Annotated in this window: 12 protein-coding genes; 3 read left to right on the top strand and 9 right to left on the bottom strand. The window is 65.5% G+C overall.

From position 1 onward, the window contains the following. Positions 1–16 precede the first annotated feature (16 nt). Both ACQR0Z_RS28850 and ACQR0Z_RS28845 read left to right on the top strand, forming a co-directional pair. Entirely contained in the window at positions 17–1,156 is a 1,140-nt protein-coding gene (locus tag ACQR0Z_RS28850) for an FAD-dependent monooxygenase (RefSeq protein ID WP_434920871.1), read from the top strand. Further along, on the top strand, positions 1,153–2,766 hold the full coding sequence (locus ACQR0Z_RS28845) for a benzoate-CoA ligase family protein (protein ID WP_434920870.1): 1,614 nt from the start codon (positions 1,153–1,155) through the stop codon (positions 2,764–2,766). The genes ACQR0Z_RS28850 and ACQR0Z_RS28845 overlap by 4 nt, the downstream gene beginning before the upstream one ends. A 39-nt stretch (positions 2,767–2,805) precedes the next feature. Here ACQR0Z_RS28845 and ACQR0Z_RS28840 read toward each other — a convergent pair whose 3' ends face one another. Next, on the bottom strand, positions 2,806–3,315 hold the full coding sequence (locus ACQR0Z_RS28840; protein ID WP_434861831.1) for a MarR family winged helix-turn-helix transcriptional regulator: 510 nt from the start codon (positions 3,313–3,315) through the stop codon (positions 2,806–2,808). Then, positions 3,305–3,937, bottom strand: a complete 633-nt coding sequence (maiA, locus tag ACQR0Z_RS28835) for a maleylacetoacetate isomerase (RefSeq protein ID WP_434921040.1) — start codon at positions 3,935–3,937, stop codon at positions 3,305–3,307. Before maiA ends, ACQR0Z_RS28840 begins: the two co-directional genes overlap by 11 nt. 101 nt (positions 3,938–4,038) lie before the next feature. Between maiA and gtdA the strand changes: the two genes are divergently transcribed. Then, positions 4,039–5,076, top strand: a complete 1,038-nt coding sequence (gene gtdA, locus ACQR0Z_RS28830; protein ID WP_434920869.1) for a gentisate 1,2-dioxygenase — start codon at positions 4,039–4,041, stop codon at positions 5,074–5,076. Positions 5,077–5,081: 5 nt separating this feature from the next. Here the strand turns inward: gtdA and ACQR0Z_RS28825 are convergent, their stop codons facing one another. The 7 genes from ACQR0Z_RS28825 to ACQR0Z_RS28795 form a co-directional block, all read right to left on the bottom strand. Next, a complete protein-coding gene (locus ACQR0Z_RS28825) occupies positions 5,082–5,912 on the bottom strand; it encodes an ABC transporter permease (RefSeq protein WP_434861833.1) in 831 nt (276 codons plus the stop codon). Then, the gene (locus ACQR0Z_RS28820) at positions 5,905–6,678 is read right to left on the bottom strand and encodes an ABC transporter ATP-binding protein (protein ID WP_434920868.1); all 774 of its coding nucleotides are present in this window, start codon (positions 6,676–6,678) and stop codon (positions 5,905–5,907) included. Before ACQR0Z_RS28820 ends, ACQR0Z_RS28825 begins: the two co-directional genes overlap by 8 nt. Positions 6,679–6,718: 40 nt before the next feature. Further along, positions 6,719–7,720, bottom strand: coding sequence for an ABC transporter substrate-binding protein (locus ACQR0Z_RS28815; protein ID WP_434920867.1), 1,002 nt, complete (start codon positions 7,718–7,720; stop codon positions 6,719–6,721). 313 nt (positions 7,721–8,033) lie between these two features. Then, on the bottom strand, positions 8,034–8,726 hold the full coding sequence (locus ACQR0Z_RS28810; RefSeq protein WP_434921039.1) for an alpha/beta hydrolase family protein: 693 nt from the start codon (positions 8,724–8,726) through the stop codon (positions 8,034–8,036). 89 nt (positions 8,727–8,815) lie between these two features. Next, complete coding sequence (locus tag ACQR0Z_RS28805) at positions 8,816–10,831, bottom strand: methyl-accepting chemotaxis protein (RefSeq protein WP_434878096.1); 2,016 nt, start codon at positions 10,829–10,831, stop codon at positions 8,816–8,818. A 35-nt stretch (positions 10,832–10,866) separates the two neighbouring features. Next, positions 10,867–11,847 (bottom strand): TRAP transporter substrate-binding protein, encoded by a 981-nt coding sequence (locus tag ACQR0Z_RS28800; RefSeq protein WP_434920866.1) that lies wholly within the window; start codon positions 11,845–11,847, stop codon positions 10,867–10,869. A gap of 268 nt (positions 11,848–12,115) precedes the next feature. Further along, a complete protein-coding gene (locus ACQR0Z_RS28795) occupies positions 12,116–12,760 on the bottom strand; it encodes a nucleoside-diphosphate sugar epimerase (protein ID WP_434920865.1) in 645 nt (214 codons plus the stop codon). Positions 12,761–12,866 lie beyond the last annotated feature (106 nt).

Below are 12,866 nucleotides of genomic sequence, written 5' to 3'. Positions count from 1 at the left end.
ATTTGGGAGAGCGTCCTTGCGCATCGCCGTGCTCGGCGGCGGCCCCGGCGGGCTGTATTTCGCCTATCTCTGGAAGAAGCGGCACCCTGCCGCCGTCGTCGATCTGTTCGAACAGAACCCGGCCGGCGCGACCTGGGGCTTCGGCGTCGTGTTCTCCGACCAGGCCCTGGAATTCCTGCGCGCGGACGATCCCGACACCGTCGACGCGATCGCACCGCAGATGGAGAGCTGGCGCAACATCACGCTCAACCTGCATGGCGAGAGCGTCGAGATCGACGGCGTCGGCTTCTCCGCGATCGGCCGGCTCGAGCTGCTGAAACTGTTGCAGTCGCGCGCCGAAAGCGTCGGCGTCGTCGCCCGCTACGGCACGACCATCCAGTCGCTGGATCAGCTCGCCGGCTACGATCTCATCGTCGCGGCGGATGGACTGAACTCGCTGGTCCGGCGCAGCTTCGAGGGCGATTTCGGCTTCTCGGTCTCCTACTCCAGCAACAAATTCGCCTGGTACGGAACGTCAAAGACCTTCCCGACGCTGTCGCAGACCTTCGTCGCCACGGAGCGCGGCACCTTCAACGCGCATCACTATCGCTACGCGCCCGACATGAGCACGTTCCTGGTCGAGTGCGATCGCGCAACCTGGCACGCCTACGGCTTCGCCGAGATGTCGGTCGACGAATCCCGGCGCATCTGCGAGCAGGTGTTTGCCGACGCGCTGGGTGGCCATTCCCTGGTCTCCAACCGCTCGGTGTGGCGCAACTTTCCATGGGTGTGGAACGAGCATTGGTGGCACCGGAACATGGTGCTGATCGGTGACGCGCTGCATACGGCGCATTTCTCGATCGGCTCGGGCACGCGGCTTGCGATCGAGGATGCGATCGCGCTGGCCAAGGCGCTCGACGCGGAGGCCAACCTCTCCGACGGACTTGCTCGCTATCAGGCTGAGCGTCAGCCGATCGTGAAGAAGCTGGTGACGGCCGCCCGCACCAGCGCCGAGTGGTACGAGAAGTTCCCGGCGCACATGCAGGCGGAGCTGATGGATTTCGCCTACAGCTACATCACGCGCTCGGGCCGCATCGACGACAGCAGGCTGCGCGCAATGGCGCCGCAGTTCATGGCGCGCTACGAGGCCTCTCGCAATGTGGGAGCGCCGGCATGACGACTGACATGACCGATCAGGTCCCGCACGACAGCGCCGGCGCCCGCGAAATCGGCTTCGCGATTCCCGAGCGCTATAACGCGAGCCGCATCCTGTTCGACAACCTCGCGCGCGGCAACGCGAACAAGCCCGCACTGATCGGTCCCGCGGGCGGACGCAGCTATGCCGAACTGTGCAGCGACGCCTGCCGCTGGGGCAACGGCTTTGCGTCGCTTGGCCTCACCCGCGGCGACCGCGTGCTGCTGTTCCTCGACGACACGCCGGCCTATCCGGCCGCGTTCTTCGGCGCGGTGCGCGCGGGCTTCGTGCCGCTGCTGATCAACACGCTGACCCCGCCGGACCTGCTGCAGTTCTATCTCGCGGACTCCGGCGCCAAGGTGGCCGTCGCGGACGCCGAGTTCGCCGGGCGGTTCGATGCGCAGGCCTGCGCGGCCACGGCGTTGCAGACACTGATCGTGGTCAATGGCGAGCCAACAGCGACGTCGGCGGCCTCGACGGTCCCGGCCGATCGCTGGCTCCCGGGTTTTCTCGATCAGCTCGCAGAGGCGGACACCCATCGCAACGAGATGGCGTTCTGGATGTACTCGTCCGGCTCGACCGGCCGTCCCAAGGGCATCGTTCATCTGCAGCACGACATGGCCTACAGCGAGCAGGCCTTCGCGAAGAACGTGCTGCGCCTGAAGTCCGACGACATCTGCTTCTCGGTGCCGAAGATCTTCTTCGCCTATGGCTTCGGCAATGCGATCACCTTCCCGTTCTCAGTCGGCGCCACCACCTTGCTGCTGCCGGGCCAGCCAAAGCCGGCCGCGATCTTCGATGCGATCAGCCGCTTCCGTCCGACCGTGTTCTTCGGCCTGCCGACGCTCTACACCGCACTGACGAAGGCCGACGGCGTCGGGCAAACCGATTTCTCGTCCCTGCGCCTCGCGGTGTCCGCGGCCGAGGTGTTGTCGTCGGAGGTGTTCAACGGCTGGAAGAGCCTTACGGGCCTCGAGATCGTCGAAGGCCTCGGCTCGACCGAGGTGCTGCACGTCTATCTCTCCAATCGCGAGGACCGGAAGAAGCTCGGCGCCGCCGGCCTGCGCGTGCCCGGCTACGAAATCGCGCTGCGCGACAGTGACGGACGCGAGGTCGCCACCGGCGAGGAAGGTATTCTCTGGGTCCGTGGCGACTCCAACACGCCGTTGTACTGGAACAGGCCCGACAAGACCGCGGAGACGATCCGCGATGGCGGCTGGATCTACACCGGCGACCGCTTCGTCCGCGACGCCGAGGGTTTCCATTTCTTCCGCGGCCGCGCCGACGATCTGGTCAAGATCTCCGGACAATGGGTCTATCCGCTGGAGGTCGAGCTCTGCCTTGCCGAACATCCGGACATCAGGGAATGCGCGGTGTTCGCCCATGAGCTGCCGGATCGGCGGATGAGCCTGAAGGCGGTGGTCGTGACCAACGGCCAAGCCCGCGACGCGCAGGCGACGACCAAGGCGTTGCAGGACTACGTCAAGACGAAGCTGCTGCCGTACAAATATCCGCGCGAGATCGTGTTCATCGACGAACTGCCCAAGACCGGCACCGGCAAGATCGACCGTCAGGCGGTGATGCGGCTATGAATGCGCAGCGTCCCCACCGCGCTCGATGGCACCTCGCGCTCAGCCGGCTTTGCCGAGATGCTCCAACGCATCCTCGGCGCGCAGCGGCACGCGCGAAACCTCATTGTTGAGGTCGACGAGTTGCGACAGCAACAGCATCAGCATTTTGCGGTCAGCCGGCTTCAATGGCGCCAGCATGCGCGCCTGCGCGCGGTCGACCGAAGGCATGATGGCGCGCAGCAGCGCCGCTCCGGCCTTGGTCAGATAGAGCAGCTTGACGCGCTTGTCCTCCAGCGACGGTTTGCGCTCGATATGTCCTTTGGCCTCGAGTCGCTCGATCACGCTGCCGAGCGTCGACCGATCGAACGCGATCACGGCCGACAGGCGGGTGGCGTCGATGCCGGGATGAGTCTGGATCGCGACCAGCGCCGCATATTGCACCGGCGTCAGATCGAACTCCCGGCACTCTTCGACGAAGATGGACACCGCGATCTGCTGCATGCGCCGGAACAGATAGCCGGGCTTGGTGTAGACCGCGTCCATCGTGATGTCGGGCGGTCTACTCGGCATCGGGCTGACGCTCCGGCGCGGCATCCGCAAATGCCGGCATCGCCTTGGCCGCCGCCTCGGCCTGCAGCAGGCGCGGGAACGCCGCGACGTCGACGCCGAAGCGCCGCGCATTGCCGAGTTGCGGCACCAGGCAGAGATCGGCAAGAGTCGGCGTGGCGCCGAAGCAGAACGGGCCCGGCTCATGCTTGACCAGCGCCTCACAGGCCGCGAGTCCCTCGCGATTGGCCCAGCCGGCCCAGGCCGTGACCTTGTCCTCGGGCAGACCGAGCTCGCGCAGCCGCGCCAGCACCTTCAGGTTCTGGACCGGATGGGTGTCGCAGGCGAGCACCTGCGCGAAGGCGCGGACCTGCGCCCGTCGCAAGGGATCGCTCGGCAGCAGCGGAGGCTCCGGATGCGTCTCGTCGAGCCATTCGATGATCGCCAGCGACTGGATCAGAACGATGCCGCCGTCATCCTCAAGAGCCGGCACGAGTCCCTGAGGATTGATGGCGAGAAAAGCGGGCGCGCGCTGCTCGCCCTTGCGGAGATGGTGCGGCAGGTGCTCAGCCGTGAGCCCCTTGAGATTCAGTGCGATCCTGACGCGATAGGACGCGCTGCTGCGAAAATAGCCGTGCAGCTTCATCATGACACTCCTCCCGAATTGTCGCCTTGATTGAGTTTGACGGTAGTCAAATTGGCAGTATACTGTCAATCAACAATGACACATGCTCACGGGAGACGCTCATGGCCGCGGTTTCGACGCCGGAACGCGAGGCGTTCTACAAGAAGATCGACGGCGAGAACATGACGGCGCTGTGGACCGTGATGAGCGATCTCATCACGCCCGAACCGAAGAGCGCCTGCCGGCCGCACCTCTGGCAATTCGCCGCCATTCGCGACTACATGATCGAGGCCGGACGCCTGATCACCGCCAAGGAGGCCGAGCGTCGCGTGCTGATCCTGGAGAACCCGGGTTTGCGCGGACAGTCGAAGGTGACGACCTCGCTCTATGCCGGCATCCAGATGGTCATCCCCGGCGACGTCGCGCCGGCCCACCGCCACAGCCAGTCGGCACTGCGCTTCGTGCTGGAAGGCAAGGGCGCGTTCACGACCGTCGACGGCGAGCGCACCTTGATGGAGCCGGGCGACTTCATCATCACGCCGTCGATGACCTGGCACGACCACGGCAACGAAACCTCGGAGCCGATGTTCTGGCTCGACGGCCTCGACATTCCTCTGGTGCAGTTCCTCGACGCCTCGTTCGCGCAAGGCGCACAGGAGGATCAGCAGAAGGTCGCGCGTCCCGCGGGCGACAGTTTTGCGCGTTACGGGCACAATCTGCTGCCGGTGGACGCCAAGCGCAAATCGCGGACCTCGCCGATCTTCAACTATCCCTACGCCTACACGCGTGAAGCGCTGGAAAATGCCAAGCGCAGCGAGGAATGGGACGCGTGTCACGGGCTGAAGCTGAAGTTCTCCAACCCGGAGACCGGCGATTTCGCAATGCCGACCATCGGCACCTTCATCCAGCTGCTGCCGACGTCTTTCAAGACGGCGCGCTATCGCTCGACGGATGCCACCGTCTTCACGGCGATCGAGGGCAGGGGCCGCAGCCGCATCGGTGACCAGACCTTCGAATGGGGACCGCGCGATCTGTTCGTCGTGCCGAGCTGGCAATGGGTCAGCCACGAGGCGGACGAGGATGCCGTACTGTTCTCATTCTCCGACCGGCCCGTGCAGGAGAAGCTCGATCTGTTCCGCGAGGATCGCGGCAACGCCTGAGGCGCTCAGCGCCAGTGCAGCAGGCGCGCCTCGAGCAAGCTGATCAACTTGCCGACGGCGAGGCCGAACAGCGACAGGATGAGAATCCCCGCCATCAGCTGATCGGTCTGCATCAGATTGCCGGCCTGCAGCACGAAGGTGCCGATGCCAGTCTCGGCGCCGATCATCTCCGCCGAGACCACCAGCATCAGCGCCACCGATGCGGTGATGCGAAAGCCCGCCAGGATCGACGGCAGCGCACCGGGCCAGATCACCTTGCGCACGATGGTCGGGAACGGCACGTCGAAGCTCTGCGCCATCCGGATCAGATTGCGCGGCACCGCATCGACGCCGCTATAGACCGAGATTGTGGTCGAGAAGAAAACGCCGAGCGCGATGGTCGCGATCTTCGGCTGCTCGCCAATGCCGAGCCAGAGGATCAAGAGCGGCAGCACGGCGATCTTCGGGATCGGGAACAGCGCCGACACGAAGGTGATTCCGATGCTGCGCGCGATTCGCCACAGGCCAATGGCAAAGCCAATGACGATGCCGGAGGCCGTGCCGAGCGCCCACCCCGTCACGATGCGCACGAACGACGCCGAGACGTGCTGCCACAGGGCGCCACTCTCGGCGAGACGGACCAGCGCGCGCAGGATCGTCAGCGGCGTCGGCAGGAACAACGGATTGACCAGCGCCAGACTGCCGACCGCCTGCCAGACGCCAAGCGCCGCGGCGAGCGCCAGCCACCCGGCCCAGCGGCTCGCGGCCGGCGTGAAGCCGCCGCCGCGAAACGGGACCTTGCGGGTCGGTTGCGTGCCGACGATCTCGGACCGGTCTGCCGGGGAGCGCTCAAGCATTCTGAACCTCGCGCTCGGCGTCGATCGCCTCGGTCCTGATGAGCGCCCACAATTCGTTCTGCAGCTCCAGCAATTGCGCGCGCGTCGCGGCATCGCCGCGGCTCTGCCGCGTCGCCGGGACGCTCACCACCTTGCGGATTCGGCCAGGGCGTCGTGACAGCACGACGATGCGATCGGCGAGCCGCACGGCCTCTTCGAGGTTATGGGTCACGTAGACCGCGCCCATGGCTCCGTCGGCCAGGAGATCGACGAAGTCCTCCATCAGGAGCTCGCGTGTCTGCGAATCCAGCGCGGACAACGGCTCATCCATCAGCAGGATCGCCGGGCGGACCGCCAGCGCCCTGGCGATGCCGACGCGCTGGCGCATGCCACCCGACAACTGCTTGGGGTAGACATGGCGAAAGTCGAAAAGCCCCGTGCGCCGCAGCGCATCGTCGACGGCAGCGGCGCGCTGGGCTGCCGAGAGCGACGTATGCAGCAGCGGGAAGGCGACATTGTCTTCGACGCTGGCCCAGGGCAACAGGGCAAAATCCTGGAACACGAAGGTCAGGGGATTGAGGCTGCCGGCTGGCGCGGCGCCACGCAGTTGCGCCTCCCCCCGGGTGGGCTGCAACAGGCCGCCGAGGATTGACAACAGCGTGCTCTTGCCGCAGCCGGAGGGACCCACGATGGCGACGACTTCACCCGCTCCGACCGTGAAGGAGACGTCCTGAAGCACTTCGAGCGCATCGAAGCGATGACTGATGGCGTCGGCGATCAGGTCCATCTCGGTGATCCCGCGGCGGCTGTGCTGTCTTTCACTCCCATCAGTCCGGCTTGACGAACTCCTTCGCGATGATCGCGGCTGCATCATAGCCCTGATCGGCGAACCCCTGCCCTTGCAGCCACTTGATCTGGCTATCGATGTTCTTCACGTCGAGCTTGCCGTCGGGGTCGATATAGGCGCAATTGCCGACCACCTGCTCGACCGGGAGGTTGGTGTATTTGCCGATGATTTCGAGCAGCGGCCTGGTCTTCTCATCGATCGCGGCGTTGCCGTCCTTCACGGTGGACAGCACGACATCATGATACTCGCGCTCGGCGCGCTGCAGCGAGGTCAGCAGTTTGCCGACAAGCGCCGCATTGGCCAGCGTCTTCGGTCCGGCGAACACGCCGCTGACCTGCCACGGCGTCTCGTCGCCGACCCAGCCGAGATGCTTCACCGCCCCCTCTTCCATCAGCTTGCGCGCGACGGACACCGGCATCAGCGCCGCATCCACCGTCTCGCCCTTGATGGCAGCGGCCATGTTGGACATCGACTGCAGCGGCACGATCTTCACATCGGACAGCTTGAAGCCATACTTCTCGGCGAGCAGCCCCACCGAGTAGTGGAAGCTCGACCCGACCTGCGTCATGGCCACGCGCTTGCCGGCGATGTCCTTCGGCGTCTTGAGACCGGCGTCGTAAGCCTTGTTGCTGGCGAAGTAGCCGATCAGCGGATAGCCCGGTCGGTCGCGGCTCATGCCGGAAATGATCTTGAGGGCGCCTTTGCCGGCGAGATTGTAGAGACCCGCGGTGAACGCGGTCACCCCGACATCGACATCGCCGGTGGCCGTCGCCACGGCGATCGGTTGCGCTGCATCGAAGAACTTCAGCTCGACGTCCAGCCCGGCGTCACGGAAGTAGCCCTTGTCGAGCGCGATGAACACGGGCGCTGACGACGACAGCCGGAGAACGCCGATCCGGAGCTTCGCGTCGTCGGCCAGCGCGGCGCTGATCGATACGAGGCTGCAGAGCAGCCCCAGGACGAAGCCGAGGTATCGGAACATCAAACTCTCCAAGATCGGGCGACCCGCGCACCAAGTCCGGTCCTTTGCCGCGACCGTCAGTTTCTTGCAAGCCCCACGCAAGGTCTCGATGCCTTTCAAGCCGTCCTCGGCATGCACCGACATCGCTGGCAGGTTCGCTGCGCAAAGCACCAGCAGCGAAAGACGTGAGATGACCCTTCTCATGGGCTCCTCGGGGATGATGGAAGGCAGCGCTACCAGAATGCCTTGCTGGAACTATGGCTCAACCTTAGATTCATTGAAAGTTCTTTCTTTGTTCTCTTTCGGTTTTTCTTCAGAGCACCCATTCAGCGCGTCAGTCGCGGCGAACCCCGAGCGCATCGAGCCACGTCGCGAACGCCTGTGTCAGCTCGACCATCACGGCCCGGTCATTCCGTCCGGAGCGCGCCGGCACGTGAAAGGCGTGATCCGCCTGATCGATCACATGCAAGGTCGCAATCGGCCCAAGCCCTGTCACGACCGGTTCGAGTAGGGGCATCTCCGCCAGCTTGTCGCGCGTGCCCTGCAGAAACAGCATCGGGATGTCGACGCCGCCGAGGTGATCGGCGCGGGCGATGGACGGTTTGCCGGCCGGATGGAGCGGGAAGCCGAGGAAGGCGAGACCCACGACCTTCGGCAGCGGCTCCACCGATTGCGCCTGCGAGGTCATCCGCGCGCCGAAGGATTTGCCGCCGGCAATCAGCGACAGACCCGGGCAGAGCCGTGCCGCCTCGGCGACTGCAGCGCGAACGGCGGCGTGGGCGACCGCCGGCGAGTCGGGCCGCTTGCTACCGTTCTCCATGTAGGGGAACTGAAACCGCAACGTAGCGATGCCGTGCGCGGCGAGGCCATCGGCTGCCTGCGCCATGAAGGCGTGGGTCATGCCGGCCCCGGCTCCGTGCGCGAAGACGAAACAGGCGCGCGACGCTTGTGGAGCGAGGAACAGCGCGGAGACCGCGCTGTCGCCGTCGACCGCGAGACTGAGAGAGCGCAACTGCGGAGCGATCATCGGATCATGCTTGCCGTCGCGCTCCGCAATCGTCAACTCCCGTAGCAGGACCGGCACATCGGCCTGCCAACGTCATCGTTCGTCGGCGCTCAGGCCGCCGTGCGGATCGTCTGCAGGAAGTCCGCGACATTGCTCCGCAGCGACTCCGCCTGCTGCTGCAACGCTGCGGCTGCCGTCAGCGCGGCTTCCGCGCCCGCATCGGTCTGCCCGGCCACGGTGCGCACGTCGCCGATCTCCTGCGTGACCGCCGCGGTGCCGCTGGCCGCCTGCTCGACATTGCGGGCGATCTCGCTGGTCGCGGCGCCCTGCTGCTCGACCGCGGCGGCGATCGCGTTGGAGATTTCGGCGATCTCACGCACGGTGCTCCCGAACTGCGCGATCGCGCCAACCGTCTCCTCGGTCGCGCCCTGAATGGTCGCGATCTGGCTCGAGATCTGCTCGGTCGCCTGCGCCGTCTGCGAGGCGAGATTTTTCACCTCGCTCGCAACGATCGCAAAGCCCCGGCCTGCTTCGCCGGCACGGGCCGCCTCGATGGTCGCGTTGAGCGCGAGCAGGTTGGTCTGGCTGGCGATCGCCTGGATGAGCTGTACGATGGTGCCGATGCGCTCCGCCGCGCTCGAGAGCCCGTTGATCAGTTCGGACGTCCGCTGCGTCTCATGCGTTGCCCGCGTAGAGACGGTCACCGAACGCTGCACCTGTCCGGAAATCTCGCGGATCGAAGCCGCGAGTTCCTGCGTCGCCGACGCCACGGTCTGCACGTTCACCGAGGCCTGCTCGGCCCGATTGGCGACGGCCTCCGCGAGACCGCGGCCGCGCTCGGCGATCTGAGCAAGCTCTCTCGCACTCTGGCCCATGTCGGAGGCGCGCCCGCCGACACCGGTGATCACGCCCTGCATGCCCTGTTCGAACCGCCCGGCGAGATCGGCCATCATGCGGGCGCGCTCGGCCTCCGTGGCCTCACGCTGCGAGGCAGCCTCCTGCTCCATGCGGCGAACGGCCAGCGCATTGTCGCGGAAGATCTCCACCGCACGCGCCATCCGTCCGATCTCGTCACGGCGCTCGCCGCCGGGGATCGGCTGCTCCAATTCGCCGGCTGCCAGCGACTGCATGCGATCGGTCATGCTGCGGATCGGCGAGGAGACGCTGGCGCCGATCAGCCACGCCAGGATTGCTCCGAGCACGACCGCGCCGGTGGCCGTGACGATCACCGTCTGCCGCGTTTCGGCAACGGCCACGCCGGTCTTCGCGCCCTGTTCGGCGCGAGCCGCGCCGAGCTGTCGATTGATCCGCCCCACCTGCTCGTCGATCGCCGCGCTCGCCTTGACGAGCTCGGCCTGTTTGGCGCGCAAGTCAGCCGTGACTTTGATGACGTCTTCGAGCGCCGCTGCGTCGGCCGTCACCGCCTCCTTGAGGGCAGCAATCAGGCCCTTCAGCTTGGCGTCATCGACGCCGGCGAGCTCAGCCTCGGAATCGGCGAGCGCAAGCTTCACATAGACGAAGGTGAGCCGCGCGTCCTCGGCATCGTTGGCAGATTGTGAGTTGGTGTAGCGCATGACCGCCACGCGCGCCGCATCCACCGTGCTGGCGAGACGCAACGGATTGAGCAGCGGCTCGCGACCCGCGCGGTTGGCGAGGGCGACCTGGATGCCGCCGATATTGACGCCGGCGACGGCGCCAAGCGCCTCGGTCTTGTTTGTTGCGACGCGCAGGCGGTCAACCGCCTCGGCGGCGGCGCCAAACGATGAACGATAGGCGGCGAGCGCGCTCCTGACCGAGCCGACACCATCGGCGATCACCTTCAGCTTGCCCGACTGCTTCTCGACCTCGTCTGCAAGTCCGCCGACGGCATCAATCGCCTTGCCCGCTGCATCCTTGTCACCTACGCTCCAGGTGCGGATGAACTTCTCCACCGCGCCATTGGCCGTGAGCAACGCCGCGCGCACCTGCGACATGCCGGCATCGCCTGCGGCGCTGGCCACGAGATCATCCACGGTGCCGCCGATGCGTCCGACCTGACTCATGGCGAAGCCGCCGAGCAGCACGAGAAAGCTCAGGATCAGCGCAAAGCCGCCGAAAATCCGCGGGCGGACGCCGATCCACGACATCATCGAAGAGAGATTCATGAAGTTTCCTGGCTCGTTCACGGCGTGGACCTGATGGTGGCGAGCAGATCCTTGCCGAAGCGCTTCTCGAATTCGGGGTCGAGCGGCTTGACCGCATCGACGAAGGTCTTGCGATCGAAGGTCTCGATCACATCCATGCCGCCCTTGCGCAGGTCGGCGAGCTTCTCGGCATCGAGCTGCGCCTGCCACGTCACTTCTGCGGCGGCCTTGGCGGCCGTGATCAGCGCGTCGCGCTCGCTCGCATCGAGCTGTTCGAACGTCGCGCGATTGGCGACGAATGCGATCGGCGCGAAGAAATGGCCGGTCAGAGTGAGGTACTTCTGAACTTCCTCGAACCGGTTGGCGGCGATGGTCGCGACCGGATTCTCCTGACCGTCGAGGCGACCGTCCTTGAGCGCGGCATAGACCAATGGAAAGTCCATCGGCAGAACTTCGGCGCCCATCGCCTTGAAGGTCATCTGATAGACCGGATTGGGGATGACGCGGATCTTCAGCCCCTTGACGTCGTCGACGGTCCGCACCGGGCGCTTCGAGTTGGTCAGGTTGCGGAAGCCCTGTTTGCCCAGAGCGAGCAATACCAGCCCCTTGTCGGCGAATTTCGTTCCGATCGCGGTTGCCACAGGGCCCGTGGCGACGGCCTTGGCGTGGGCGGTGTCGCGAAACAGGAAGGGAATGTCGAACACGCCAAGCTCGGGGACGACTGCGCTGGCGATGCCGCCGGAGACGACGGCGATGTCCACGGCTCCGGTGCGGGTCGCCGCCAGGACGGCCGCCTCGCTGCCGAACGAATTGCCGGCGCGTTCGTCGATGATCAGCTTCTTGCCCGCCAGCGCCTGAAGCTTGGTCCGGAACTCGTCCGACCCGATCTGCTGCGGGTTCTGCGGCTGCGAGTTGAAGACCAGCGACACCATGCGGGGCGATGCCGCCGCTGGATGCGGGCCGAGCAACGCCGCTGTCATCAGTCCCGCAACAAAAACATCTCGAAGCTGTCTGCGCATGAGATCCCGAGCTCGTTGTTCTCACCGCAGTGGTAGCAGGCAGATATGGTTAAGGTGTTAAAAGCGAGCACGAGCTAATTCTTCAACTCACGGAATGTCATAGGTTAATCAACTGGATCTATTTCCTGGCGAACGCCCCCTCCCCAGCCGCCGCTTCCGTAAAAATACGGCCTTTCTCCCGATCGTCAGGACCGCCCGAACCAGGCCATCGCCCTTGGATTTCTGATAAATGGAAACGACAGCTCCGCGCCGCAAGGGGGCGGGCCAACTATCGACGCATCGCACCAGATAGAAGAACCCTGCTGCCGGCAGCCGTAGGCACCGTGGACAACAGCGCCTGCGCAACGTCGGCGGCAGGGATGGGCTTGTAGTTCGGTGGAATGAGAAAGCCGATGAGTTGGTTGAGCCTGTTGCCCCATTCCTCGCCGGGCCGGCTCGGCTGTCCCAGTTCCTCTCGCGGGCCGACCAGCAGCGATGGCCGCGCGATCACGAGACCGGCGAACGGCAGCGCAGCCAGATCGTTTTCCAGTTCGCCCTTCACGCGGCTATAGAAGACGCGCGACTTGGCGTCGGCGCCCATCGCGCTGACCAGCCCGACGCGCTTCGTCCCACTCGCCAGCGCGGCCTTGGCCACTGCGAGGTTCGCATCGTGATCGACGGCGCGGAAGGCGGCCTGACTGCCAGCGACCTTGATCGTCGTGCCGAGTGCCAGGTAGAGTTCATCAGTCGCGGGCAGAGGCGGCAGCGCGGCGAAGTCCACCACATGAGCAGTCAGCTTCGGTGAAACGATTGTCGGTGCCCGGCGGCCGAGAACGTGGATGTGATCGACCCTGGGGTCGGCGAGCAAACCCTTCAAAAGCTCGCGGCCGACGAGGCCAGTCGCTCCCGCGATGATCACCGTGCGATTTGCCATCTCCGCTCCCCCGGACAGCAGCTATCAGGGAAGGTAAGTATCGCGAGCCGGGTTCGGAAGACCGGCAACTCGCTTTCGTTCAGCGCCGCGGAATGAAGTGTCATTC

The organism is Bradyrhizobium sp. HKCCYLS3077 (assembly GCF_051167555.1).
GTDB lineage: Bacteria > Pseudomonadota > Alphaproteobacteria > Rhizobiales > Xanthobacteraceae > Bradyrhizobium.
This window is presented reverse-complemented; position numbering and strand designations above follow the sequence as displayed.